Origin of the sequence: Campylobacter sp. CNRCH_2015_0814 (genome assembly GCF_025772765.1) — a bacterium.
GTDB lineage: Bacteria > Campylobacterota > Campylobacteria > Campylobacterales > Campylobacteraceae > Campylobacter_D.
Map to the genome: position 1 here is coordinate 14,759 of NZ_JAKMSR010000005.1, position 25,963 is coordinate 40,721.

Genomic DNA, 25,963 nt, shown 5'->3' on the forward strand with positions numbered 1-25,963 from the left:
TTGTTAATGCATTTGAATTTGAATTCTTTGATTAAAATTATTATTTCCTCTATCTTTTGGGCTATTATGCTCAAAACGATAACGCATACTACCTGAAACATTAACATCTTGGAAAATTTCATCTAAAGGCGCAGAATTTGACACACTTATAAGCCCTAATAAAAATACAAAAAATGCTATAAAAATCTTTTTCATTATAAAGCCTTTGTAAAAATATGATACAATTATAGTCTTTTTAAATAACTACAAAATGAAAATTTAGGAAAAATATGAATTTTTTACAAAACTTAGCTCTTTCTTACTCACACAAAGCTATGCAAAAATCTTTAGAAAATGGTTTTGATGTGAAACTTTTAAAAGAAGGACAAGAAAAAAAAGTTAATCCAAAAAAATCTTATATGCTTTATGCTCACATACCATTTTGTCATACTTTTTGCCCATATTGTAGTTTTCATAAGTATTATTACAATGAAGATTTAGCAAAAAGATATTTTGAAAGTTTAAGAGAAGAAATCAAACAAATCAAAGATAAAGGATTTGATTTTACTTCTATGTATGTGGGTGGTGGTACTACTTTAATCAACGAAGAAGAGCTTGCTAAAACTTTAGAACTTTGCAAAAAATTATTTAACATCAAAGAAATTTCTTGTGAAACCGATCCAAACCATATTGACCCGAAAAAATTAGAAATGTTTAAAGGGCTTATAGATCGTTTAAGTTGCGGTATACAAAGTTTTGATGATGATACTTTAAAAAAAGTAGCAAGATATCATAAATTTGGTTCAAGTAAAGAACTTCAAGAAAAACTTTCTAAAGCCATAGGTGTGCTTCCTATTATAAGTCTTGATTTGATTTTTAATTTTCCTTCTCAAACCAAAGAGCAATTACTCAATGATTTAGAAATAGCTAAGAGTTTAAAACCTCAACAAATCACAACTTATCCTTTGATGAAATCCAATTTAACCAAAGATAATATCGCAAAAACTTTAGGAGTAAGTTTTAAAGATAATGAATTTGAGTTTTATAAAATCATTGTAGATTTTTTCAAAGATTATGAAAGAAATAATGCATGGTCATTTTCTTTAGAAAAAAGTAGCTTTAATGATGAGTATGTAAGTAGCCATCATGAGTATTTAGGCGTGGGAAGTGGGGCTTTTAGCTTTTTAGATGGAGAACTTTTAATCAATGCTTTTAATTTAAATGATTATTCTAAACTCATCAAAGAAAAACAAAATGCAAATATTGCTAAAGCTAATTTTGGTAAAAAAGAAATCATCAAATATGTCTTTTTAACCGAAATGTTTACTGGTAAAATCGAAATTGATAAATTTAATAAAACTTTAGATTGTAATTTAGAAAAAGATCTTTTCATCGAGCTTTTAGGCCTTAAACTAAGTAAAGCTATAAAAAAAGAAAACAATACTTTATATACAAGTGAATTTGGACGTTATTTGTTTATGGTATTAATGAAAGATTTTTACACAGGTATGGATTTAGTGCGTGCTGTATTTAGAGATGATAAACGCTTACAAGATAAAGAACGCATTAATATCATGCAAGAAAATGTTGATCCACTTGATTTTAAAAGTATGGAGTTTAAAGGATAAAAAGCCTTTAAAAAAAGGCTTTTTACTAAAACGGTCTTACCACCATCATAATAGCGATGATTATAAATAATATTGTTGGAATTTCATTATAAGCTCTAAAGAATTTCCCACTTTTTTTGCAAGTATCATTTTGAAGTTGTCTATAATAATAATAATTTTGCAAATGATAAATGATTAAAAGTAAAGCACAGGTTAATTTAGCATGCATATATCCACCTACCATTAACACATCTTTATTGGCCATCATCATTAAACTTCCAGTGATTGCAGTAGCTATCATAGCAGGAGTTTGGATATAAAAATACAATTTTCTTTCTTGAATTTTCACCACTTCCACAAAGCCTTTATTGTCTTTATGCTCTGTGTGATAGACAAAAAGTCTTGGTAAATAAAACATTCCAGCCATCCATGAAACAAAAGCCAAATAATGCACCATTTTAATCCATAAATACCATTCATTCAAAAAATCTAACATTTTTCTCCTTTTTTATTAAAAATTTCTTTTATTAAAATCAAAGCTACGCTAATGTTTATCATCACATCAGCTAAATTAAACACAGCAAATTCAAACCACTTATGCCAAAATACAAAATCCACTACACCTATATGCACAAAGCGATCAAGTAAATTAGAGCACCCAGCAGATAGCATAATGGCAAAAGCGATCAAATGTGTTTTAAAAAACTCTTTTTGATAAAGTAAATACCCAAACAAAGCCAAAATAAAAACAAGCTGTATGTATTTTAAATACTCTCCCAAAAATGCAAACATTGAAAAGGCCACACCGGTATTATAGGTTAAAACTAAATCAAAAAATTCACCCTTATACTCAAGCCCTTGTAAAAACAAATACTTGCTTGCTTGATCTAATATAAAAATCAAAGCAAAAACAAGCCAAAATTTTAAAGGCAGGATTTTAAGCATTCAACGCTTTCATAAAAAAGCTTTCAACAGCTTTCATTTCTTTTTCTAAAAGCTTAATGTCTTTTGCTTCAAGCAATAAGCGTATTAAATTTTCTGTACCTGAATACCTAAACAAACTAGCAATTCCTTTTTTTTCTAAATCTTTTTTCAACTCTTCTAAACCTGCAAGCTTGCTTAAGTCTTTTTTCTCTGAAATTTTAAGATTATGTAAAAGTTGTGGATAAGGCTTAACTTGATTTAAAATTTCACTTGCGCTTTTTGCTTCACTAAGCATTAAAGCACTAAATTGTAAAGCAGCTACCAAACCATCTCCGGTTTTTGCATAGTCACTAAAGATAATATGCCCACTCTGCTCTCCGCCAAAATTTCCACCACATTCTTTGAGTTTTTCAAGCACGTATTTATCACCTACATTGCAAGTTTCATGTGTGATTTTATGTTTAGTTAAAAACTCTTTTAAAGCACCATTACTCATTATAGTGCTAACCACGCTTGATTTTAGCTTGCCTTGTTTTTTCAAAAATAAAGCTAAAACACCTAAAAGACTATCTCCATGAGCTACTTCGCCTTTTTCATCCACAACAACCAAACGATCCGCATCCCCATCAAAAGCAAAGCCCACATCTGCTCTAAATTTCTTTACTTCCAAAGCTAAATTTAAAGGATGCAATGCTCCACAATTTTCATTGATATTTAAACCATTTGGCTTATCATTGATCACAATCACATCTGCACCAAGTTCTTTAAAAACCGTAGGTGCTACCTTATAAGAAGCTCCATGAGCCACATCTAAAACAACGCGCAAAGATTTTAAAGTCAGCTCTTTAGGAAAAGAATTTTTTATAGAAACAATATATCTTCCTATCACATCATCAATTCTTTTTGCTTGACCAATTTGAGATTTTGTTGTTCTTGCTTCTTCTATGAGTTTATCATTAAAATAAATTTCTTCTATTTTTGCTTCTGCTTGCTCATCAAGTTTATTTCCATGGGCATCAAAAAATTTAATGCCATTGTCATAGTAAGGATTATGTGAAGCTGATATCATAATCCCTGCATCACAACGCATATCTTCAGTTAAAAACGCAATAGCAGGTGTTGGCATAGGGCCTATTTCTATAACATTATAACCTATAGAAGTAAGTCCCGAAACGATAGCATTTTCTATCATATAACCGCTTCTTCTTGTATCTTTTCCTACCAAGATATTATTTGTAAGGGCTTTGTCTTTAAAATAAATTCCAGCAGCCATAGCCAAACGCATTGCTAAAAACGAATCCAAAAATTCCCCTGCTTTACCGCGTACTCCATCTGTTCCAAAAAGTTTCATTTTTTTACCTTTGATTTTAAATAGTGCAATTATAAGAAAAAAAGTTAAGTAATGTATAAATGTAAGAATTTTATAAACATTAGTTAGTAATAAAAATATATAATTTTTAAAATTTCACTTAAGGAAAATGAATGAAAAAAATCATCGCAGGGGTTGTAGTAGTAGTTTTACTAGCTATAGGGTTTTTTGTTTCAACTTCTTACATTAACACTATCAATGGAAAAATATTTGCTCAAATGAGTCAAGATACACCATATTACAGCGTTGAAGATGCTAACTATACCAAAGGACTTTTAAATTCCAAAGGAAGTTTTATAGCTACACTAAATGACTTGCCTTATAGTTTTAAAGTGAATGTGGATTTTTCTAATAATTTTTTTGCAAGTAATAATGCCATCGTTTCTATTTTAAATGAAAATGAAGACTTAAAAGGCATTTTCCCAAATGAAGAAATCTTTAAAATATTAGTTAGCGCAAAAGGTGGAGACATTAACATCAATGCAAAAATAAATGATATTAATTTTACCCGCAATGATACAAATTTAGTTTTAAATAATACATCTTTTAAGATTATAGGCTCTGAGGAATTTGTAAAAAATATGGAGCTTAATCTAGGTTATGTTTTATTAGAACAACTATCTCATGAAGAAAAATTAGAAGCAAAAAATATCAAAATTTCTGAATTTCCTATACAAAAATTAAGTTTTAGTGATATTTTTAGCCCTAGTAGAAATAGTGAGCAAAATATAAGCATTGATAGTGCTAATTTTATAAGTTCTATTGCTTTTGACTTTGATAAATTAAAAATTTTTGCAAAAACAGCTCAAAATGCTCAAAATGATTATGATAGTGTTTTAAAACTAGATTTAGCTAAATTTAACCTTGCAAATGAAAACTTTATGCTAAATAACATTAACTTAGATATGAATTTTAATAATCTTTCTAAAAAAGCTTATGATAGCTTAGTGCAAAACTCAAATACTGATATTTTTTCTATGATGCTTTTAGCAAGTCAGTTTTTAAAAGCAAACCCACAAATCATCTTAAATAACCTAAGCTTTGAAAAAAAAGGTAAAAAATTTGACGCAAATGGACAAACTATTTTCACTGAAAACAATATAAAATCACAATTTCACGCAAACACAGAAATTCTTCCTAGTCAAATTTGGCCTGATTTTGCAAATTTTGATACTTATTTCGTAGATAATAATGGCTCTTATGTGCTTGATTTTATCTATGATGATTCTAATAAAAGTGATGTTACAACTATCATTAATGGTGAAAGACTTACCATAAATCCACAATGACAAATTTAAGCTTAACTTTTCGTCCTAAAACTTTAGATGAGGTTTTAGGACAAGAAAATTTAGTAGAAATTTTTAAAAAATTCATACAAGTTTCAAAACTCCCTCATAGTGTATTTTTTGGCCCAGCAGGTTGTGGGAAGACTTCTTTTGCAAGGACTATAGCGTATGAGTATAAACTTGATTTTTATGAGTTTGATGGAGGAAATTTTAAACTTGAAGAGCTTAGAAAAATACTAAGTAATTATGAAAATTCTTTATACAAACCTTTGATATTTATCGATGAGGTACATAGGCTTTCAAAAACCCAGCAAGAAATGCTTTTAATCCCTTTGGAAAATCAAAAATGCCTTTTCATAGGTGCAAGCACTGAAAACCCTTACTTTACTTTAACTTCAGGCATAAGAAGCAGAAGTATGCTTTTTGAATTTAAAGGTTTAGAGTATAAAGACTTAGAAAAACTTGCCACAAAGGTACAAGAAAAACTCCAATGTAAAATCGATGATGATGCCAAAGACTTTTTAATCACTTCTAGTGCAAATGATGCAAGAAGTTTTTTAAATTTATGTGAATTTGCTTTGGCTTTAGATAGCACTCATATCACGCTTGAAACTTTGAAAAAATTAAGAGCAAATGTTTTAAGCGATGGCACTTCAAGTAAAGATACACACTATAAACTAGCTAGTTCTATGATAAAAAGCTTAAGAGGAAGTGATGTAGATGCGAGTTTGTATTATCTTGCGAGGTTGATTGATGGGGGCGAAAGTGCGGATTTCATAGCTAGAAGATTAGTGATATTTGCAAGTGAAGATATTTCAAATGCAAATCCACAAGCACTTAATCTAGCCACAAGCACACTCATAGCAGTAAAAAACATAGGCTATCCTGAAGCTAGGATCATCTTAGCTCAATGTGTGGTATTTTTAGCAAGTTCGCCTAAGTCAAACTCAAGCTATCTTGCTATAAATGAAGCGCTAAATTATGTGCAAAACAATCCTGCGTTAAAAATACTTCCTTATCTTGATAATAACAACCCTCAAAGAAAAAACTACCTTTACCCGCATGATTTTGGTGGCTGGGTTAAGCAAAGATATCTAGAAAAAGATTTGAAATTTTATTATAGCAAAGGCATAGGTTTTGAAGCACAGCTAGACTTATGGCTAAATGATATGAAAAAAGTTAAAAAGTGATTTTAAGCACAATGTAAAAATATTTTTATATAATTTTCATTTTTTGGTTCCGTAGCTCAGTTGGTAGAGCACCACCTTGACATGGTGGTGGTCGTTGGTTCAAGTCCAATCGGAGCCACCATTTTTTATTTCTTGCGATTAATTCACTACATATATTTTAGCAAATTCGTAAATTCTTGAATTTCTTTTTCTTGATCTAAGATGATTTTTTTCGCAATATCAGTGATAGTTTTATCTTTAGAGTAAAATAAAATTTGTTTTGAAGCATCTACCGCACCTTGATGATGTGCTATCATCGCTTCTAGAAAGTCTTTATTGATGTTTTTGCTTTCTTTAACCGAACTCATTAAAATCATCATTTTTTGCATTAACTCTTTTTCTTCTTGAACAAATTTTTTATAAGTTTCTTCATCAATTTGAGTTTTTGTATAAAGATCTTTATCTAGAATTTCTTGAAATTCTTGAATTTCTTTTTCTTGAGCTTTGATGATATTTTGAGCGATTTTTTTCATCTCTTCACTTTTTGTATGCTCTAATAAAAGCTTAGATGAATCAATAGCACCTTGATGATGTGGGATCATATTAGCTAAAAAATCTCTTTCTATGTCATTGCTTTGTACTAAAGGATTTTTCATCATAGGTTCATGCATACTCATCATGATTTGTGATGAAATACTTCCAGAAGATCCATGATGAGCATGGTGAGAATTTGCAGCAAATAAAGCACTTGCTAAAACTAAACTTGAAACTATAGTTTTTATTTTCATTTTTTTCCTTAAACTTTTAATTTAAAATCAAAAATATATAAAAATATCACAAACTAAAATTAACAAAAAAATTCAATTTTTTTTTGTTATAATTTATATAAAAATATCACAAGGATGGAAAATGCTTAAAGAACTACTTGAAATAAAAAAAGAAATGGAACCTATAATTCATGATTGTTCAGTAAAAATTCAAGTAGCCGCAAGAGAAGTAATCGTAAGAAAAAGAGAATATGAAATTTATGGGCCTATGATAGATAGAGTATATCTTGATAATGCCATTTATATTAAAATTTTTGGTAGTGGGCGTGATACAAAAAGCACTAAAGTAGATATTAAAAACGGCTTATATATGGTGTATGTAGCTCCTGATAAACCAACTAATCAAGAAATCATGAATAAACTAAAAATCGCATTTGAAAGTATAGATAATAAATTCATTTCAAGAATTTTAGAACTCAATAGAAGAATGAAAGAAGTGATTAATAAAACCCAAGCAACCCTAGCAAAAGCATCAAATATGAATGTTTTAATAGAAACTAATCTAGGCGAAGCAAGTGCTGCACATAAGTTTGTAATAACCATCAAATACCTAAAAGATAATCAAAAATTAGAATTAAAAAATTCAAAATCTGCAGGTAGCTTTAGAGATACCAAAAATCACATCAATCTAGTAGTAGAAAAAAGTACTGATTCAGCTGTATGTGAAAAACTTTTACATGATGTTGAAATTTATTTTATAGGAAATGGAAAATAAAATTACTTTTTCACTCTCAAATTTGCTAAATGCGTCAAAGCCACCGCAATAGCATCTGTGATATCAAGTGGCTTAATATCTTTTGAAATTCCAAGCAATCTTTTCACCATAAAAGCTACTTGTTCTTTAGTAGCTTTTGCTTTACCTGTTACGGTTTTTTTTATTTGTAAAGGTGTGTATTCTGCAAATTCTCCATGGGTTTGTAAGATTTTTAAACTCAAAGCTCCACGAAATTGTGCTAGTTTTAAAACCGTTTTTGGATTATAAGCAAAAAATATATCTTCTATAGCTACCTCATCAAATTGATGATTTTTAAATATTAAATCAAGTCCTTCACATAATTCTGTGATTTGATACTGCAAATCATTAGGTTTGATTTTGATAAGACCTGCTTCTATGAGTTGATTTTTATTATTAATCCTTTCTACAATAGCATATCCACAATACCTAGAACCAGGATCTATCCCTAAAACTTTCAAACTTTTCACCTTTTTATTCACATAGATGTGAAATTTAAATTTTTATGTGAATAATTTTAACCATTTTTTATAAAAAATAAGCTAGAATTTTAAGTTTTACATCATAATTTATAAGAAAAATAATGAATATAAAAGATTTTTTACTTGAATTTAAAACTGAAATTAGCAATAACGAATACAATACTTACATTTCTCACTTACAATTTAGTGAAAAATTAAGTAAAAATAATATCTTAGTATTTATTGCACCAAATCATTTTTTGGCTAAATTTATACAAACAAAATACGCACAAAAATTAGCTTATTTTTATGAAGTAAAAACAGGAATTAATCCTCAAGTTAAAATCATCACGAACGATCAAAAGGTAGAGAAAAAACATTTTTCTACAGATATTTCACAGATTAAATTTCAAAGTACTATTTTAAACCCTTCTTTTACTTTTGAAAGTTTTGTTGTAGGAGATTCTAATCAATTTGCCTATGCAACCTGCAAAGCCATTACCGATAAAAGCAAACTTGGAAAATTATACAACCCTATCTTTATCTATGGCCCTACAGGACTTGGAAAAACTCACTTGCTCCAAGCTGTCGGAAATGTGTGTTTGGATAATGGATATAAGGTTATTTATGCTACAAGTGATAATTTTATCAATGATTTTACCATGCATTTAAATAACAAAACCATGAGTAAATTCCATGAAAAATATAAAAATTGCGATGTTTTACTCATCGATGATGTGCAGTTTTTAGGTAAAACAGACAAAATTCAAGAAGAATTTTTCTTTACTTTTAATGAAATCAAAGAAAAATTTGGACAAATCATCATGACAAGTGATAATCCTCCAAATATGTTAAAGGGCATAACAGAACGCTTAAAAAGTCGTTTTGCAAATGGGATCATCGCAGATATCACTCCACCTCAGCTTGATACAAAAATCGCAATTATCAAGAAAAAATGCGAATTTAATGCTATTTATCTTAAACCCGAAGTCATAAGCTACATCGCTACTTCAATGGGAGATAACATCCGAGAAATAGAAGGCATGATTACAAATTTAAATGCTCAAGCAAGACTTTTTAACCAAGAAATCACTTTAGAAATTGTTAAAAGCTTTATGAAAGATCACATTAAAGAAACAAAAGAAAATATTAGTGTTGAAGATATACTTGCTGATGTTTCAAAAAGCTATAATCTTAAACCTAATGATATAAAATCAAATAAAAAAACACAAAATATCGTTATGGCAAGAAGGGTTGTGATATTTTTAGCAAGAGAGCTAACGACTATGTCTATGCCTCAACTTGCTAGATTTTTTAATATGAAAGATCACACCGCCATTTCACATAATATTAAAAAAATTCAAGAACTAATGAGTGAAAATGAAAACTTAAAAGCCATAGTAGAAGAATTAAGAAATAAAATTTTGACAAAAATAAAAAGCACCCTGTGAATAAAAGTGAAAAACAAAAAATTTTATTCTACGAGTAAAATTTCTATAAAAAAGACTTTTAAAAAGCATTTCACATTTTCACATTGCCTATTATTATGATAAAATAAATTTAAAAAATAAAGGAAGTAAAAATGAAAATTAGCATTAACAAAAACACTTTAGAATCTGCCATAGTTTTAACTAATTCTTATGTAGATAAAAAAGACTCAAGCAATATCGCTTCTCACTTACTTTTTGAAGTGGTTGAAGATAAATTAATCATAAGAGCAAGTGATTATGAAATAGGTATTAATTATAAAATCAAAAAAATCAAAGTTGAAAGTGCAGGTTTTGCAACTGCTAATGCTAAAAGTATTTTAGATATTATAAAAAGTTTAAATAATGAAGATGTAGTCTTAGAAACCATAGAAAATTTCCTTTTTATTAGACAAAAAGGAACTAAATATAAACTTCCTATGTTTAATTATGAAGATTTTCCAAATTTCCCAAGCACAGAAGGAAAAGATAAATTTGATATTGATTCAAGTGATTTAAGTAGATCTTTGAAAAAAATCCTACCTGCGGTTGATACAAATAATCCAAAGTATTCTTTAAATGGTGCTTTACTTGATATAAAAACTACTCACATTAGCTTCGTAGGAACAGATACAAAACGCTTAGCAGTTTTCACACTTAATAAAACAAATGAAAAAGAATTTAACCTTTGTATCCCTAAAAAAGCTATTTTAGAAATGCAAAAAATCTTTTTTGAAAAAATTGAAATTTATTATGATGAAAATATATTGATTGCAAAAAATGATAATTTTGAGTTTTTTACAAAACTTATCAATGATAAATTCCCTGATTATGAAAGAGTAATTCCAAAAAATATCACAAAAGAATTTATTTTTAAAACTGAGGAATTTATGGACGCATTGAAAAAAATTAATGTAATTACTGAAAAAATGAAATTAAATTTCCATAAAGATAAACTTGTATTTGAAGGTATTAGTTTAGATAATATGGAAGCAAAAACTGAACTTGAAATGGAACTTAATATAGATGAAGAATTTAATCTTTGCATTAAAAATAAATTCATCACTGACTTTTTAAATTCTATTGAAAGTGAAACATTCAAACTTAGCATAAATGAACCTCATATGGCATTTTTAGTTTCAAGTGAAGAATTACAAACTGTAATTATGCCAGTTATCTTATAAGGAAAATAAATGCAAGAAAATCAAAACTATGGCGCAGGAAATATTAAAGTTTTAAAAGGCTTAGAAGCTGTTAGAAAACGCCCTGGTATGTATATAGGTGATACCAATATAGGCGGTCTTCATCATATGATTTACGAAGTAGTAGATAATTCTATCGATGAAGCTATGGCAGGTTTTTGTGATACGATCAATGTAGAAATTACCACAGAAGGTTCTTGTATAGTAAGTGATAATGGTAGAGGGATCCCTGTGGGAATTCACCCTACTGAAAATATACCTACTTTAACTGTAGTTTTAACCGTGCTTCATGCAGGTGGAAAATTTGATAAAGATACTTATAAAGTCTCAGGTGGTTTACACGGGGTTGGTGTGAGCGTTGTAAATGCTTTATCAAAAAAATTAGTTGCTACAGTACATAGAGATGGAGAAATTTATAGACAAGAATTTTCAGAAGGTAAAGTCACAAGTAATTTTGAAACCATAGGTAAAAGTAAAAAAACAGGAACAATCATAGAATTTTGGCCAGATGATCAAATTTTTGAAGTGACTGATTTTGATTATGAAATTTTAGCTAAAAGATTTCGTGAACTTGCATATTTAAATCCAAAAATTACTATAAATTTTAAAGATAATCGCGTAGGAAAAGCAGAAAGTTTTCATTTTGAAGGTGGTATAAGCCAGTTTGTTACAGATTTAAATAAAAAACAAGCTTTAACTAAAGCCATATTTTTCAATGTAGATGAAGAAGATGTAAATGTTGAAGTAGCATTGCTTTATAATGATAGTTATAGTGAAAATTTACTTTCTTTTGTAAATAATATCAAAACTCCAGATGGTGGAACGCATGAAGCAGGTTTTAGAATGGGTTTAACTCGTGTTATTAGTAATTACATTGAAGCTAATGCTAGTGCTAGAGAAAAAGATTCTAAAATCACAGGTGATGATGTAAGAGAAGGTTTGATAGCGGTTGTAAGTGTAAAAGTACCTGAGCCGCAATTTGAAGGACAAACTAAAGGAAAATTAGGTTCAAGTTATGTTAGACCTATAGTTTCTAAGGCTTCTTTTGAGTATTTGACAAAATATTTTGAAGAAAATCCTATTGAAGCAAAAGCTATCATGAATAAAGCTTTAATGGCTGCTCGTGGTAGAGAAGCAGCTAAAAAAGCTAGAGAATTAACGAGAAAAAAAGAAAGTTCAAGTGTAGGGACTTTGCCAGGAAAATTAGCTGATTGTCAAAGTAAAGACCCAAGTGAAAGTGAAATTTATTTGGTTGAGGGTGATAGTGCAGGAGGTTCTGCAAAACAAGGTAGAGAAAGAACTTTCCAAGCGATTTTACCTTTAAGAGGTAAAATACTCAATGTTGAAAAAGCAAGACTAGATAAAATTTTAAAAAGTGAACAAATTCAAAATATGATCACAGCTTTTGGTTGTGGGATCGGTGATGAGTTTGATATAGAAAAACTAAGATATCATAAAATCATTATCATGACCGATGCTGATGTAGATGGTTCTCACATACAAACTTTACTTTTGACATTTTTCTTCCGTTTTATGAATGATCTTGTAACAAATGGACATATTTATTTAGCTCAACCACCTTTATATCGTTATAAAAAAGGTCAGAAAAAAGAAATTTATCTAAAAGATGAAAAAGCTTTAAATGATTATTTGATCGAAACAGGTATAGAAAGCTCTACTTATGAGGGTATAGGGTTAAATGATTTAAAAGATTTTCTAAAAATTGTCGCAGCTTATAGAAGTGTTTTAAAAGAATTAGAAAAAAGATTTAATGTGATTTCAGTGATTAGATATTTGATAGAAAATCCTGATTTGATAAAAGCTTCTAATAAAGAATTATTTAAAGTTATAAAAGAATTTTTAGAAAAACAAAATCACAATATCTTAAATTCTTATATCAATGAAAATGAAATTCGTGTTTATGTACAAACTGAAAATGGTTTAGAAGAGCTTATCATCAATGATAATTTATTTGCTAATCCTTTATATGAAGAGGCAAATTATATTTATCAAAAAATCAAAGATAGAGATTTAAAATTTGATAAAGATATTTTAGAAATTTTAGATGAAGTTGAAAAAAATGCTAAAAAAGGTGCTTATATACAACGCTATAAAGGTCTTGGTGAGATGAATCCTGAACAACTTTGGGAAACAACTATGGATCCAAGTAATCGTCGTTTGTTAAAAATCACCATAGAAGATGCTCAAAGAGCAAATGATACTTTCAACCTTTTCATGGGTGATGATGTAGAACCACGCCGTGAGTACATACAAGCTCATGCTAAAGATGTTAAACATTTAGATGTTTGATTTTTAAAATGAAAACTTTTTTACAAAATATTCCAAAAGTAGAATTGCACTTACACATTGAAGGCTCATTAGAGCCTAAAATGATGTTTGAATTAGCTAAAAGAAATAATATTGTTTTAAAATATAAAAGTGAAGATGAGATACAAAAAGCTTATGATTTTTCAAATTTGCAAGATTTTTTAGATATATATTATCAAGGTGCAAATGTCTTACAAACTAGGCAAGATTTTTATGATTTAACCTTTGCTTATATGAAAAAGTGCAAAGAGCAAAATGTAGTTCATACTGAAATTTTCTTTGATCCTCAAACTCATACTGCTAGAAATATACCTTTAAAAGATGTTATAGAAGGAATTTGGCAAGCTTTACAAAAAGCAAAAGAAGAATTTGGAATTTCAAGTTTTTTAATCGCTTGTATTTTAAGGCATTTAAGTGAGGATGAGGGTTTAAAAACTTTAGATGAGCTTTGTTTATATAAAGATAAAATCAAAGCCATAGGACTTGATAGTTCCGAAATCAATAATCCTCCTTTTAAATTTAAAAATTTATTTCAAAAAGCTAAAGAAGAAGGTTTTTTGTTAGTTATGCATGCGGGTGAAGAAGGAAGTAGTGAGTATATCAAGCAAGCTTTAGAGCTTGGTGTAAGTAGAATAGATCATGGTGTAAGATGTGAAGAAGATTTAGAGCTTGTAAAACAATTAGCAAAAAGTCAAATTCCACTAACAATGTGTCCTTTATCAAATATAAAATTAAAAGTTTTTCAAAATATGCAAGAACATAATATTTTAAAACTTTTAAAACAAAATCTTTGTGTTTGTGTAAATTCAGATGATCCTGCGTATTTTGGTGGATATATCTTAGAAAATTTTATAGCCTTAGATGAAACTTTTAAGCTTAGTAAAGATGAGGTTAAAAAACTTTGTATTAATGCTGTAAATGCTTCTTTTTTACAAGAAAATGAAAAAGAAAATTTAAGAAAGCTAATTTTTAATTTTCAAGAATGATTTTTTTAATTAGCGGAGAAAGTCATACAGGTAAGACCTTGCTTGCTCAAAAACTTCTTGAAAAATTTTCTTATCCTTATTTGAGTTTAGATCATCTAAAAATGGGTTTGATTAAAGGAATGAAAGATTTTCCTTTTAAAGTAGATGAGGATGAAAAAATAGCTGAGTTTTTATTTCCTATTGTAGATGGTATAATTCAAACTTGTATAGAAAATAAACAAAATTTAATCATTGAGGGAATTTATCTTACTCCTAAAAGAGTTCAAAAATTTAAAAATAATTCTTTAATAAAGATATTTTATATTATTTTTTCAAAAGAATATATCCTACAAAATTATAAATTAATATATCAAAAAGAAAATATTATAGAAACTCGTTTAACCAGTGAAAAAGAAAATATAAATATTTTAATATCAAATCATCAGTATTTAAAATCACAATGTGAAAATTTTAATTTACCTTTTTTAGAAATCAAAAAAGACTATGAAATTGAAATTCAAAAAGCTTTTGAAATTTTTGTATAATTTTAATTTTAAATAGGAGAAATTGTATGAGATATGGTGAAAAAGAAATCAAAGAATTTAGTGTAGAAAATATGGAAGTTTGGCCAAATGATGCTAAAAATGATTATGTGATTAAAATCACTTTGCCTGAATTTATGTGTTGTTGTCCACGTAGTGGATATCCTGATTTTGCTACAATTTACTTAGAATACATTCCAAATAAATTAGTAGTAGAACTTAAAGCAATCAAACTTTATATCAATACCTTTATGTATAGAAATGTTTCACATGAAGCAAGTATTAATGAAATTTACAATACTTTAAAAGATAAACTTGATCCAAAATGGATAAAAGTAGTAGGCGATTTTAACCCTCGTGGTAATGTGCATACTGTGATTGAATGCAGATCTGATTTAGTAGTGCCACAAAATTAAATTTTTATTAAAAATAAAAAGATATATTAAGTCTTATTTTAAAGGAGGAAAATATGAAATTAAAATTATTTAGTCTAGTTGCAAGTGTTGCTTTGGTTTCAAATTTAGCTTTAGCAGATGAAAATTCAGGTTTACTTTTAGGTATTGATGCGGGATGGTTTCATACTAAGGTAAAATCTGATCTTGATCATAGTAAAACAAAAAATATTAAATATAACGGTAATTTAGAAGGTGATGTTCCTGTTTTTGGTTTAAGAGTTGGTTATCGTTTTAGTGAAAATCATAGACTTTATGGTGCTTATAATTACTCAAGTGAATTTAGTGATGTAATCAATACTACAAGATTAAAAATTGATGGAGAATTTACCACACATAAGTTTTTACTTGGTTATGATTTTACTCCAAAAATTTTTGAAAAAACAAGAGCAGTTTTAGGTGTATATGGTGGTTATGCAAGAACGGATATGACTTTAAAAACAAGCTTTTTATCTTTATCTCAAGACTTTGATGGTTATACGTATGGGGCAAAAATCGGTGCTTTATATGAGTTAAATCAAGCAAATGAAATTGAGTTTGGTTTTAAAGCCGAGCAAACTCATTACAATACAAGAAATTTTTATCAAAATATGGTAGGTTCAAACTTTTACGATCCTAAACAAACAAATTATGGTTTATATCTAGGATATACTTATAAATTTTAAGGAGAATTCATGCCAAAAGATGCAAATGGAACCGAGCTTAATGCAGGTGATAGTGTAAGTGTTGTGAAAGATTTAAAGGTTAAAGGTGCAAGCACTACTTTAAAGCGTGGCACGACTATAAAAAATATTAAACTTACAAACAAAGACACTGAAATTGAAGCTAAAGTAGATAAATTTGGTGTGATTGTTTTAAAAACTGAATTTCTTAAAAAAATATAGTAAAAATTCCCAATCAATCTTGGGAATTTTCTTCTTGATAAACACAATGTTTAAAAATAAATTGATGTTCCTCAGGCAAATTTTCAAATAAAGCATTTGCGAGTTGTCTTATCTCCCAAAGAGCTGATTTTGAGCTTCTTAGAGTAATAAAATTTTGCAAACTTCTTGCATTAATCGTTAAAGTTAATTCTGTTTTATAGCTTTCTGGTAAGCAGTATTTTGCTATATCTAAACTAATGCTATTTTGCAAAATCAAACGCAAATTTTCTAAAGCTTTAATACTTGCATTATCTACTACTTCATTTCCAGTTAATACCAAGTATCTTTTAGCATTTTCAAAGTCATTTTCTTTAAATTCACTTTCATTTCTTAGTTCTTTTAAAGTATATCTTGTGCTTTTTACACTAGGACTAGTATGGCGGTGTCTTGCAACTTCTTGTAAGCATGCTCTTGAAATACCTTGTATATAAAAAGTATAGTTTAAATGCTCTAAGGTTGAAGCATGTTTGAATTTATTTCCCACACGATCTATTAATTCTTTATCTTTTTCGCCACCACAATCGCCTTTGTCAAAACTTTGCCAACATGTTCTTGTCGCATGAGAGCATACAGAAAGTGGAGTATGGTTTAATAATGTGATTTTCATCGAAAAATTCCTTCAAAAATAATTGAATTTTACACAAATGTTTATAAAAATAAAATTTTTTATTCGTTATAATTTCAAAAAAAGAAATTAAGGTTATTTTATGAAATTAAAACAAACTAAGTATATTTTTGTAACCGGTGGTGTTTTAAGCTCATTAGGAAAAGGTATAGCAGCAGCTTCTATAGCTACGATTTTAAAAAATTCAGGTTTAAAAGTAAGTATTTTAAAAGCAGATCCTTATATCAACGTAGATCCTGGTACTATGAGTCCTTTAGAGCATGGAGAAGTTTTTGTAACTGAAGATGGAGCTGAGACAGATTTAGACTTAGGACATTATGAGAGATTTTTAAATGAGAGCTTATCTCAAGATAATAACTTCACAACAGGTAGAGTTTATCAAAGTGTTATAGAAAAAGAAAGAAGAGGAGATTACTTAGGAAAAACCATACAAGTAATCCCTCATATAGTTGATGAGATAAAAGATCGCATTAAAAAAGCCGGAGTTGATAAAGATATTTTAATCGTTGAAATAGGTGGCACAGTAGGAGATATAGAAGGCTTACCATTTTTAGAAGCTATTAGAGCTTTAAAGCTTGAAGTGGGTAAATATAACGCTATTAATATTCACTTAACTTTAGTGCCATTTATCAAAGCAGCAGGAGAACTTAAAACAAAACCAACTCAACATAGTGTGGGAGAATTACGCCGTATAGGTATAAGCCCTGATATGATTATTTGTAGAAGTGAAAAATCTTTAGATAGAGAGTTAAAAGACAAAATCGCAATTTCATGTGGAGTTGAAAAAAATTGTGTTATAGAAAGTGTGGATGCAGCTAGTATTTATCAAATTCCATTAAATTTTTTAAAACAAGATATTTTAAATTCTATTGCAAGTTTATTAGATCTTCAAAATTTAAAGCCAAATATGAATGAATGGGATTCTTTAGTAAAAAGAGTCATCGCTCCAAGTAATGAACTTAGCATTGCTTTTGTAGGAAAATATGTAGATTTAAAAGAAAGCTATAAAAGTTTAACAGAAGCCATTATCCATGCAGGTGCAGCACTTGATGCGAGAGTAAATTTAAAATGGATCGATAGTGAAAAATTAGAAAATGCAAATATTGAAGAAAGTTTTAAAGATGTAAGTGGGATTTTAGTAGCAGGTGGTTTTGGTTACCGCGGGGTAGAAGGAAAAATCAAAGCCATACAATATGCAAGAGAAAATAAAATTCCATTTTTAGGAATTTGTTTGGGTATGCAGCTTTCTTTAGTTGAATTTGCACGCAATGTTTTAAAACTAGAAGATGCAAATTCTCATGAGTTTAATCCAAATTGTAAAAATCCTATCATCTTTTTGATTGATGAATTTATTGACGCAAGTGGAGAAAAGCAAATTAGAACAAGTAAAACTCCACTTGGTGGAACTATGCGTCTTGGGGCTTATGAGTGTCATATTAAGCCAAATACACTTTTAAGTAAGGTTTATGATAATCAAAAAAGCGTAAAAGAACGCCACCGCCACCGCTATGAAGCAAATCCAAAATACAAAGAAATGTTTGAGAAAAATGGGCTTATTATAAGTGGGGAGAATGAAGGTTTGGTTGAGGCTGTGGAGCTTAAAGATCATCCATTTTTCTTAGCAGTGCAGTTTCACCCTGAATTTACTTCACGCTTAGTTAGGGTTAATCCGGCTATTTTTTCTTTTATCAAGGCATCTTTAACAAATCATGCTAAATAAAGCCAAAATAAAAGAAATTTTACATCAGCGTTTTATCAACGATACGCATGTAAAGCTTTGTGATTTACCTATGCCATCTTGTTTAAAAGATGTCTATAAGGGTGCTTTGCGTATCAAAGAAGCGATTGAAAAAAATCAAAAGCTTGCTATTGTTGGGGATTATGATGTAGATGGGGTAATTTCTTGTGTGATTTTATCTGAATTTTTTGATGATATCGGATATGACTATGTGGTAAAAATTCCAAATCGTTTTAAAAATGGATATGGTCTAAATGAAGAAATCATCAATGAACTTGATGGGGTAGATTTAATCATCACTGTAGATAATGGCATAGCAGCATTTGATGCAGCAGAGCTTTGTTTACAAAAAGGAATTGATTTAATCATTACCGATCATCATATGCCTCCAGCTACTTTACCAAAAGCTTATGCGATCATTAATCCTAAACAACAAGATTGTGATTTTCCTGATATTGAAATTTGTGGGGCTCAAGTGGCTTGGTATTTAGTCGCTGCGATAAAAGAAGTGTGTAAGATTAATTATAATATGTGTAAATTTATAGAGCTTTTATCAATTGCAATTATCGCAGATATGATGGAGCTTAGAGATTTAAATAGAGCCTTAGTTAGAAAAGGTATAGAGTGTATTAATGATTCAAAGCGTGTGGCATTTAAAGCGATTAAGCAGTATTTTGGTAAGGATAAATTTGAACTTGATAATATCAGCTTTTTAATCGCACCTTTGATTAATAGTGCAGGTAGAATGGATGATGCGATTATTTCTTATAAATTTTTACATTCTAAAAATATCGATGAGGTTATGGGTTATTTAGAGCAAATTATTACTTATAATAATAGCCGTAAAGATGAAGAACGTGAGCTTTTTAAGCAGTGTTTAGAACAAGTTGATGAAAATGATCCTGTGATTATTGTCAATGGCCAAAATTGGCACGAGGGTGTTTTGGGTATAGTTGCAAGTCGTTTGGCAAAGCATTTTAACAAACCTGCCTTTGTTTTTTCAGAATGTGAGCAAAAGGCTAAAGCTAGCGTTAGAAGTGTGGGTAGGATAGATATTTTAAATGTTATAGAACAAGCTAAAGAATTTGTTTTAAGCTATGGCGGACATAAAGGTGCAGCTGGAGTTTTAGTAGAGCTTGAAAAATTTGGTGTTTTTAAAAGCAGGCTTTATGAAATTTGCCAAAATATCCCTAAAGATGACTTTTATAATGCTGATGAGGTTTTAGGTAGTATTGATCCAAATGAAGTTGATTTTGAACTTTTAGAGATATTAGAATTTTTTGAGCCTTTTGGGCATAAAAATCCAAGGCCATATTTTAAATTTGATAAGCTTTTTGTAAAAAATAAAAGAAAGCTAGGCAAAGATGAAAATCATATGAAGCTTATTTTAACTCAAGGAAATAAAACTCTAGAAGCTTTATTTTTTAATTTTGACTATGAGCCAGAACTTGGAGAAAGCATTGATCTTATAGCTAGTGTTTCTAAAAATAATTTTAGAGGATTAATCACCCCGCAACTTACTATAAAAGAAATTCTTAGATAATTCATTAACTTAGCTACATAGTTTTTATTTATAAATTTGCTATAGTATAAGTACTTTAAAGGAGTAAAATGTTAAAAAAATTTTTATTATTAGTAGTATTTTTTAATTTTACTTTTGCTTTTGATACCAAAATTTTTATAGGCGATACTTATATACCTGAAGATTTTTATAAGTACGATAAAGACTTTAAAACTGCAGCTAGAAAGTACAATATACCGACGGCTTTACTCAAAGCCATAGCTTTAACAGAAAATGCAGCTTATAAGCATAATATCACTAGCAAAAATAAAAATCAAACAAGAGATTATGGCTTAATGCAAATTAATAGCATTCATTTAAAACGCTATGGAATTAGTGAGAGTGAGATTACAAAAGCTAGTGTAAATATTGACATAGCAGCGAGATTACTTCATGAGATTATACAAAAACATGGCTTTAGTTGGAATGCCATTGGAAGGTATCATTCAGCAAATGATAAATATAAAAATATTTGGCTTGATAAAGTGATGAAAAATTTAGTTGCTATAGTTTTAAAAGATAGTAAAGATCTTTTTATAATGGAAAAATTCAGAGCTTTTAAACTTGCTTCTCTTTTGATGAATGTAGATAAAGAACAATACAGAATTTTGCTAGCAAGTAATAATTAAAACAAGAAATTATAAATTTTCTTGTTTTAAAGCTTCTGCTTGGTAATAAGCGATTAATGGCTCGATGATCTCATCAAAAAGACCACCTTCTAAAATCGCATCAAGTCTATATAAAGTAAGATTTATTCTATGATCGCTAATTCTATTTTGAGGGAAATTATAAGTGCGTATGCGTTCGCTTCTATCACCGCTTCCAACTTGAGATTTTCTTGCCTGGCTTTCTTTTGCTAAGCGTTCTTGTTCTTGCATTTCAAAAAGTCTTGCTTTTAAGACTTTCATAGCACTTTCTTTGTTTTTATGCTGGCTTTTGCCATCTTGATTTACTACAACTATACCTGTTGGAATATGAGTGATTCTTACAGCACTATCTGTGGTATTAACGCTTTGTCCTCCATGACCACTACTACGCATTACATCGATTTTTAAATCATTTGGATTGATTTGAATTTCAACATCATCAACTTCTGGCATAATAGCCACTGTAATAGCTGAAGTATGAACTCTACCTTGAGATTCTGTTTCAGGTACTCTTTGAACTCTGTGCGTTCCACCTTCGTATTTTAGCCTCGAATAAGCCCCATTTCCTTTGATGAGAATAATAATTTCTTTAAATCCCCCTACGCTACCTTCGCTTGAGCTTACTATTTCGTATTTATAATCACGATTTTCTGCATAGCGTATATAAGCTTTTACTAAGTCCCCAACAAATAAAGAAGCTTCATCTCCTCCTGTTCCAGCACGAATTTCTAAAAATATATTTTTATCATCGTTTGGATCTTTAGGCAATAAAAGAATTTTTAATTCTTCTTCAAGTTGTGGCTTTAAGACTTCGAGATTTTTAAGCTCTTCTTTTGCAAGCTCCCCTAGTTCTGCATCAGATAAAAGAATTTTATTTTCTTCGATTTCATCTAAAGTTTTAAGGTATTCTTTTGCTTTTTCTACTATGGGTTCTAAATTCTTTTGCTCTTTAGATAGAGCTGTCATTTTAGAAATATCATTAGAGATATTAACATCGCTAAGAAGAGTATTTAGCTCATCAAAGCGTGTTAAAAAAGGTTTGAGTTTATCAGCTAACATTAAAAATTATGCTAATTTATTTACCAATAATGCTAATCTACTCACACGGCGTGATGCAGTTTGTTTTTTCAAAAATCCACGGCTTACCATAGCGTGAATGCTTTTATTAGCTACTTTTAGTGCATTTTGTGCAGCTTCTTTGTCATTGTTTGCTGCTGCTTCGCGAACCGCTTTTGTAATGTTTTTTAATCTTGTTCTATAAAATCTATTTCTTTCAGTTCTTTTGATAGTTTGTCTTGCTCTTTTTTCAGCAGATTTATGGTTTGCCATAATTTTCCTTTTTTATATAAATTAAATTGCTAATTATACAAGATTAAAATTAAAATTTAATTAATTTAAGTAATTTTAAAGTATCAATTAATCATATTCATGGCTTTTACTATGCAAGATTTTTGATCTTGACATTGATTTTCTAATTTTTCCGCAAGAGTTTCTTCATGTGTGACTGCAATAAAAACCATAATTACACTAAAAAGAGTAGTTAGAATTTTCATTAATTTTTCCTTTTTTAAATATTTTGAAAAATTATAAAAATTCTTTGTGGAAATAATGTGAATTTAATATTTTATATTATTTGACTTTAAAAAATCGCGTAGTTTTTCATACTCGCCATTTTCCAAATAACGATATTTTCCTGCTTTTAACATACCAAGATCTAATGCTCCAAAAGCTACTCTTTTAAGATCCATCACTTCTAAATCAAAATGCCCAAAAAAGCGTCTTAGTTCTCTATTTTTACCTTCATTAATGATTACTTTTAGCTTTGTATAGCCACCACTTGAGCCAAAAATTTCAAAGCCTAAAAATGGAGCAAAACTCATTGAGGTTATTTTAGTTTTAGCATGAGCTCCCTTTTTTTCATTTTGAATTTCTAAGCCATTTTGCATTGCTTCGATAACATTTTTATCTATATTACCTTTTACTTTTAGGTAATATTCTCTTTCTAAATCACTATGCATAAGCGCATCTGCTATCACAGGTGAATCAGTTAACAAAAGCAATCCCTCGCTTGCAAAGTCAAGCCTTCCCACGCTAAGCCAAGTGCTAAATTGTTTTGGCAGGGTATGATAGATGGTTTTTCTACCTCTATCATCTTTTTTACTAACTATTTCACCTTTTTGTTTGTGATAAATAATGACTGAAAATTGTGTTTTTTTATGGAGTTTTTTACCATTGATAAAAACTTTATCTTCAGCATTTACACTATCACTTAGTAAGGCTGTTTTTTTATTGATTTTTACTAAGCCTTGCTTGATTAGCTCATCAGCCTCACGGCGAGAGTATTTGCTATTATGTGAGATGAATTTATTAATTCTCATAATTTTTCTTTACATCACAAAAATAGTTGGTACTATGGTTGGATATTTTTTGATTTTTCTAAAAATATGTTTTCTTAGTACTTGTCTAATTTGAGCTTCTAAAACTTTTGGATTATCTAAAATTTCATCTTTTACATTTGGGAAAAATTGACTTAAAACATCACTCATTTCTTTTGAGAATGCTCCATCTTGTTTATCAGCTACCAAGCCATAACTAAATACTCTTGGTTTATTAATCAGTGTTTTACTTGCTTTATCAAGCTGGGCGATGATGACAACTATACCGCTATCTGCTAATTTTTGCCTATCAATTACCACATCATCTGCGATTTGTTTGTTGATTTGATTATCTACAAAGACTTTTCCTGTTTTAACTGTTTTAACGCGTTTGATGTATTTTTGACAAAGCTCTACTTGATCCCCATCACTCATTAAGTAGATGTTTCTTTCAGGTATACCACATTTTAGAGCAGTTTCTTTGTGTTTATTGATATGATTATACTCTCCATGCACTGGTAAGAAAAATTTAGGTTTTACCAAAGTTAGCATGAGTTTTTGCTCTTCTATACTAGCATGTCCGCTTACATGGATTTCGCTAAATTCTTGATAGGCTACTTTGGCCCCTGCTTTTAAAAGAAAATCAAGCACAGCAGAAACATTTGCTTCGTTGCCTGGTATTGCTTTAGCTGAAATGATAACTTGATCGCTAGGTTTGATTTTGATAAATTTATGCTCATCAGTTGCCATTCTATATAAAGCACTCATAGTCTCGCCTTGACTTCCTGTGGTAACAATTAGTACTTCATTATCTTTATATTTGCTTACTTCATCAGCGTCAATGAAAATTTTTCTATCAAGTTTGATATAGCCAAGTTCCATAGTGGTATAGAGATTTCTTTCCATAGAGCGTCCTATAACACACACTTTTCTGCCGTATTTTAAACCATAGCTAATAGCTTGATATACGCGGTGGATATTAGAACTAAAGGTACTCATGATCACCCTGCCTTTGGTTTTGGCAAAAATTTGATCAAAAGTAGGTCCTACGGAGCTTTCACTTTTTGTATAACCCTCTTTATATGAATTTGTGCTATCACTTAAAAGACAAAGCACGCCTTCTTCGCCATATTGAGCTAAACGACTTAAATCCGTTGGATAGCCATCAATTGGTGTTTGATCTATTTTAAAATCGCCAGTGTGTATGATGGTTCCTGCTTTAGTTTTAATAGCTAAAGCACAAGCATCAATGATAGAGTGGGTTATATGAATCCATTCTAAGTTAAATTCACCTATTTCATAAATTTGTCTTTTTGTTATAGGTCTAAACCATTTACGCTCAGCCTTTAAACCATGCTCTTCAAATTTATTTGAAATCATACCTAGGGCTAAAGGTGTTGCGTAGATAGGAAATTGAAATTCTTTGAAAAAATACGGCACAGCACCGATGTGATCTTCATGAGCATGAGTGATGATGATAGCGCGAATTTTATTTTTAATTTTTCTTACATAGTCAAAATCAGGTATGATAATATCTACTCCATGCATGGTTCCATCTGGAAAACTCATACCTATATCAACAATAATCGCATCGTTGTTGGTTTCAAAAACAGTGATATTTCCACCGATTTCTCCAAGTCCACCCAAAGGTGTAATACGAATTTTATGTTCGCTTGAGTTGTTGTGTTTTAAAGGGTGAAGCCTTAGCTCGTGCATGATTTTATTAGCTTCTATGCTTTTGGCAAGTTCTATTTGCCATTCTTCATTACCACTTAATTTAGATGGTAAATTTCTATTTTTTTTCTTTTTCTTTTTTTCTTCGCTAGCTTCAGTTTGAGTATTTTCTACTTTTATTTCGTTTTTAGTTTCACTATTTTGATCTTGATTTTGTGAATCTTTTTTTCTTTTGTTTCTAAATTTATTAAATCTTTTAGTTTTATTTTGCTCTTGAGTTTTGTTTTCTTCGCTCATAGTCATCCTTTAAATAGTCATAAATTTTAAGGTATGAATCAACGCTAATTTCATGAGCTCTTGAGGTAGAAGAGAGATTTAGTGCTTCAAATGCTTTTAGAATTTTTTCTTTTTTATTTTTAAAATTAGATAAGAGTTGTTTTCTAGGATTTTGAAAACAAGCTCTAAGAAATTCTTTAAAAGCTTCTATATTTTCACATTTTTGCTGATAATGAGTAGTTTTTATTAACTTCATTACAGCTGAAGTAACTTTTGGTGGAGGATTAAAGCTTTGTGGTTGTATATCAAAAAGCATTTGTCTTTGGCATATCAATGCACAAAGCACCCCTAAAGCCGAAAAATTACTTTCTTTTTCATTTGCACAAAATTTCTGTGCTACTTCTTTTTGCACCATTACTATAAGCCCAAGACAATTTTGATCTTCTAGGGCTTTTAAAATCAAATTTGTAGCAATATAATATGGTAAATTTGCTACCAAAAAGTACTCTTTATCGCTTAAACTTCCTTGATCAAAAGCATCACTTGCATTTTGATGAATAAGCTCAAAATTTCCACCTTCAATCTCATTTTGAAATTTTTTATTTAAAATAGGAATTAAATCTTTATCAATCTCATAAGCTCTAATATGAGCTTGTGGGATTTTCAAAAGTTCTTGCGTTAAATCACCTAAGCCAGGCCCAATCTCAACTATATTTTTAGTATCTTTGGGTATGGCTTGGATGATTTTATCTACCACGCTTTTATCACATAAAAAATTTTGCCCAAAATGTTTTTTTGCTTTTATCATAAATTTATTTTATCTAAAAAATATTA

28 protein-coding genes and 1 tRNA gene are annotated in these 25,963 nt (G+C 29.4%); 16 read left to right on the forward strand and 13 right to left on the reverse strand.

Annotated elements, in window-relative coordinates; translation table 11 throughout:
• Positions 1–3: 3 nt before the first annotated feature.
• Positions 4–195, reverse strand: a complete 192-nt coding sequence (locus L8X24_RS03535) for a mini-MOMP protein (protein ID WP_039627274.1) — start codon at positions 193–195, stop codon at positions 4–6.
• 74 nt (positions 196–269) lie between these two features.
• Here L8X24_RS03535 and L8X24_RS03540 point away from each other — a divergent pair, with 74 nt between their 5' ends.
• A complete protein-coding gene (locus tag L8X24_RS03540; RefSeq protein ID WP_263663668.1) occupies positions 270–1,607 on the forward strand; it encodes a coproporphyrinogen III oxidase family protein in 1,338 nt (445 codons plus the stop codon).
• A 25-nt stretch (positions 1,608–1,632) separates the two neighbouring features.
• On the opposite strand, the gene hemJ is transcribed toward L8X24_RS03540, so the two are convergent.
• Genes hemJ through glmM form a run of 3 tightly spaced genes read right to left on the reverse strand, consistent with a single transcriptional unit; the run spans position 1,633 to position 3,861 of the window.
• On the reverse strand, positions 1,633–2,082 hold the full coding sequence (gene hemJ / locus L8X24_RS03545) for a protoporphyrinogen oxidase HemJ (protein ID WP_263663669.1): 450 nt from the start codon (positions 2,080–2,082) through the stop codon (positions 1,633–1,635).
• Positions 2,076–2,531 carry a signal peptidase II gene (gene lspA, locus L8X24_RS03550; RefSeq protein ID WP_263663670.1) on the reverse strand — a complete coding sequence of 152 codons (456 nt, stop codon included), beginning with the start codon at positions 2,529–2,531 and terminating at the stop codon, positions 2,076–2,078. The genes hemJ and lspA overlap by 7 nt, the downstream gene beginning before the upstream one ends.
• Positions 2,524–3,861 carry a phosphoglucosamine mutase gene (glmM, locus tag L8X24_RS03555; RefSeq protein ID WP_039629248.1) on the reverse strand — a complete coding sequence of 446 codons (1,338 nt, stop codon included), beginning with the start codon at positions 3,859–3,861 and terminating at the stop codon, positions 2,524–2,526. Before glmM ends, lspA begins: the two co-directional genes overlap by 8 nt.
• Before the next feature lie 131 nt (positions 3,862–3,992).
• Here glmM and L8X24_RS03560 point away from each other — a divergent pair, with 131 nt between their 5' ends.
• The 3 genes from L8X24_RS03560 to L8X24_RS03570 all read left to right on the forward strand — a co-directional run bounded on the left by L8X24_RS03560 (position 3,993) and on the right by L8X24_RS03570 (position 6,476).
• On the forward strand, positions 3,993–5,168 hold the full coding sequence (locus L8X24_RS03560; RefSeq protein ID WP_263663671.1) for a YdgA family protein: 1,176 nt from the start codon (positions 3,993–3,995) through the stop codon (positions 5,166–5,168).
• The gene (locus L8X24_RS03565; protein ID WP_263663672.1) at positions 5,165–6,355 is read left to right on the forward strand and encodes a replication-associated recombination protein A; all 1,191 of its coding nucleotides are present in this window, start codon (positions 5,165–5,167) and stop codon (positions 6,353–6,355) included. Before L8X24_RS03560 ends, L8X24_RS03565 begins: the two co-directional genes overlap by 4 nt.
• A gap of 45 nt (positions 6,356–6,400) precedes the next feature.
• A tRNA-Val gene (locus L8X24_RS03570) sits at positions 6,401–6,476 on the forward strand.
• A 25-nt stretch (positions 6,477–6,501) separates the two neighbouring features.
• Here L8X24_RS03570 and L8X24_RS03575 read toward each other — a convergent pair.
• The gene (locus L8X24_RS03575; RefSeq protein ID WP_263663673.1) at positions 6,502–7,122 is read right to left on the reverse strand and encodes a DUF305 domain-containing protein; all 621 of its coding nucleotides are present in this window, start codon (positions 7,120–7,122) and stop codon (positions 6,502–6,504) included.
• Between the two features lie 121 nt (positions 7,123–7,243).
• Between L8X24_RS03575 and L8X24_RS03580 the strand changes: the two genes are divergently transcribed.
• On the forward strand, positions 7,244–7,876 hold the full coding sequence (locus L8X24_RS03580) for a hypothetical protein (RefSeq protein ID WP_039668996.1): 633 nt from the start codon (positions 7,244–7,246) through the stop codon (positions 7,874–7,876).
• Between the two features lie 2 nt (positions 7,877–7,878).
• Here L8X24_RS03580 and ruvC read toward each other — a convergent pair whose 3' ends face one another.
• Positions 7,879–8,355 carry a crossover junction endodeoxyribonuclease RuvC gene (ruvC, locus tag L8X24_RS03585; protein WP_263663674.1) on the reverse strand — a complete coding sequence of 159 codons (477 nt, stop codon included), beginning with the start codon at positions 8,353–8,355 and terminating at the stop codon, positions 7,879–7,881.
• 122 nt (positions 8,356–8,477) lie between these two features.
• Here ruvC and dnaA point away from each other — a divergent pair, with 122 nt between their 5' ends.
• The 8 genes from dnaA to L8X24_RS03625 all read left to right on the forward strand — a co-directional run bounded on the left by dnaA (position 8,478) and on the right by L8X24_RS03625 (position 16,194).
• Positions 8,478–9,806, forward strand: a complete 1,329-nt coding sequence (dnaA, locus tag L8X24_RS03590; RefSeq protein WP_087684857.1) for a chromosomal replication initiator protein DnaA — start codon at positions 8,478–8,480, stop codon at positions 9,804–9,806.
• A 131-nt stretch (positions 9,807–9,937) separates the two neighbouring features.
• Entirely contained in the window at positions 9,938–11,005 is a 1,068-nt protein-coding gene (gene dnaN / locus L8X24_RS03595) for a DNA polymerase III subunit beta (RefSeq protein ID WP_039617031.1), read from the forward strand.
• Positions 11,006–11,014: 9 nt separating this feature from the next.
• Positions 11,015–13,333, forward strand: a complete 2,319-nt coding sequence (gene gyrB / locus L8X24_RS03600; RefSeq protein WP_263663675.1) for a DNA topoisomerase (ATP-hydrolyzing) subunit B — start codon at positions 11,015–11,017, stop codon at positions 13,331–13,333.
• Between the two features lie 8 nt (positions 13,334–13,341).
• Positions 13,342–14,337, forward strand: coding sequence for an adenosine deaminase (locus tag L8X24_RS03605; protein ID WP_263663676.1), 996 nt, complete (start codon positions 13,342–13,344; stop codon positions 14,335–14,337).
• Positions 14,334–14,861, forward strand: a complete 528-nt coding sequence (locus L8X24_RS03610) for an adenylate kinase (protein WP_263663677.1) — start codon at positions 14,334–14,336, stop codon at positions 14,859–14,861. Before L8X24_RS03605 ends, L8X24_RS03610 begins: the two co-directional genes overlap by 4 nt.
• A gap of 26 nt (positions 14,862–14,887) precedes the next feature.
• A complete protein-coding gene (gene queF / locus L8X24_RS03615) occupies positions 14,888–15,274 on the forward strand; it encodes a preQ(1) synthase (RefSeq protein ID WP_263663678.1) in 387 nt (128 codons plus the stop codon).
• A 53-nt stretch (positions 15,275–15,327) separates the two neighbouring features.
• Complete coding sequence (locus tag L8X24_RS03620) at positions 15,328–15,975, forward strand: porin family protein (protein WP_263663679.1); 648 nt, start codon at positions 15,328–15,330, stop codon at positions 15,973–15,975.
• Positions 15,976–15,984: 9 nt separating this feature from the next.
• A complete protein-coding gene (locus L8X24_RS03625; RefSeq protein WP_039617052.1) occupies positions 15,985–16,194 on the forward strand; it encodes an alkylphosphonate utilization protein in 210 nt (69 codons plus the stop codon).
• A 13-nt stretch (positions 16,195–16,207) separates the two neighbouring features.
• Here the strand turns inward: L8X24_RS03625 and thyX are convergent, their stop codons facing one another.
• Positions 16,208–16,840 carry an FAD-dependent thymidylate synthase gene (gene thyX, locus L8X24_RS03630; RefSeq protein WP_039617054.1) on the reverse strand — a complete coding sequence of 211 codons (633 nt, stop codon included), beginning with the start codon at positions 16,838–16,840 and terminating at the stop codon, positions 16,208–16,210.
• A 100-nt stretch (positions 16,841–16,940) separates the two neighbouring features.
• Here thyX and L8X24_RS03635 point away from each other — a divergent pair, with 100 nt between their 5' ends.
• From L8X24_RS03635 to L8X24_RS03645, 3 genes are all read left to right on the forward strand, one after another.
• Positions 16,941–18,578 carry a CTP synthase gene (locus L8X24_RS03635; RefSeq protein WP_263663680.1) on the forward strand — a complete coding sequence of 546 codons (1,638 nt, stop codon included), beginning with the start codon at positions 16,941–16,943 and terminating at the stop codon, positions 18,576–18,578.
• Positions 18,568–20,139, forward strand: coding sequence for a single-stranded-DNA-specific exonuclease RecJ (recJ, locus tag L8X24_RS03640; RefSeq protein ID WP_263663681.1), 1,572 nt, complete (start codon positions 18,568–18,570; stop codon positions 20,137–20,139). The genes L8X24_RS03635 and recJ overlap by 11 nt, the downstream gene beginning before the upstream one ends.
• A gap of 68 nt (positions 20,140–20,207) precedes the next feature.
• A complete protein-coding gene (locus tag L8X24_RS03645) occupies positions 20,208–20,786 on the forward strand; it encodes a lytic transglycosylase domain-containing protein (protein ID WP_263663682.1) in 579 nt (192 codons plus the stop codon).
• A 9-nt stretch (positions 20,787–20,795) separates the two neighbouring features.
• On the opposite strand, the gene prfA is transcribed toward L8X24_RS03645, so the two are convergent.
• The 6 genes from prfA to rsmA form a co-directional block, all read right to left on the reverse strand.
• Positions 20,796–21,863: a peptide chain release factor 1 gene (gene prfA / locus L8X24_RS03650; protein ID WP_263663683.1), complete on the reverse strand. Its 1,068-nt coding sequence runs from the start codon at positions 21,861–21,863 to the stop codon at positions 20,796–20,798.
• Positions 21,864–21,869: 6 nt separating this feature from the next.
• Positions 21,870–22,133 (reverse strand): 30S ribosomal protein S20, encoded by a 264-nt coding sequence (gene rpsT, locus L8X24_RS03655; RefSeq protein WP_039617063.1) that lies wholly within the window; start codon positions 22,131–22,133, stop codon positions 21,870–21,872.
• A gap of 83 nt (positions 22,134–22,216) precedes the next feature.
• On the reverse strand, positions 22,217–22,357 hold the full coding sequence (locus L8X24_RS03660; RefSeq protein WP_257396458.1) for a hypothetical protein: 141 nt from the start codon (positions 22,355–22,357) through the stop codon (positions 22,217–22,219).
• A gap of 63 nt (positions 22,358–22,420) precedes the next feature.
• The gene (locus tag L8X24_RS03665; protein ID WP_263663684.1) at positions 22,421–23,182 is read right to left on the reverse strand and encodes a pseudouridine synthase; all 762 of its coding nucleotides are present in this window, start codon (positions 23,180–23,182) and stop codon (positions 22,421–22,423) included.
• A 9-nt stretch (positions 23,183–23,191) separates the two neighbouring features.
• Positions 23,192–25,150, reverse strand: coding sequence for a ribonuclease J (locus tag L8X24_RS03670; RefSeq protein ID WP_263663685.1), 1,959 nt, complete (start codon positions 25,148–25,150; stop codon positions 23,192–23,194).
• Positions 25,116–25,937 (reverse strand): 16S rRNA (adenine(1518)-N(6)/adenine(1519)-N(6))-dimethyltransferase RsmA, encoded by an 822-nt coding sequence (gene rsmA, locus L8X24_RS03675; protein WP_263663686.1) that lies wholly within the window; start codon positions 25,935–25,937, stop codon positions 25,116–25,118. The genes L8X24_RS03670 and rsmA overlap by 35 nt, the downstream gene beginning before the upstream one ends.
• Positions 25,938–25,963: the final 26 nt, after the last annotated feature.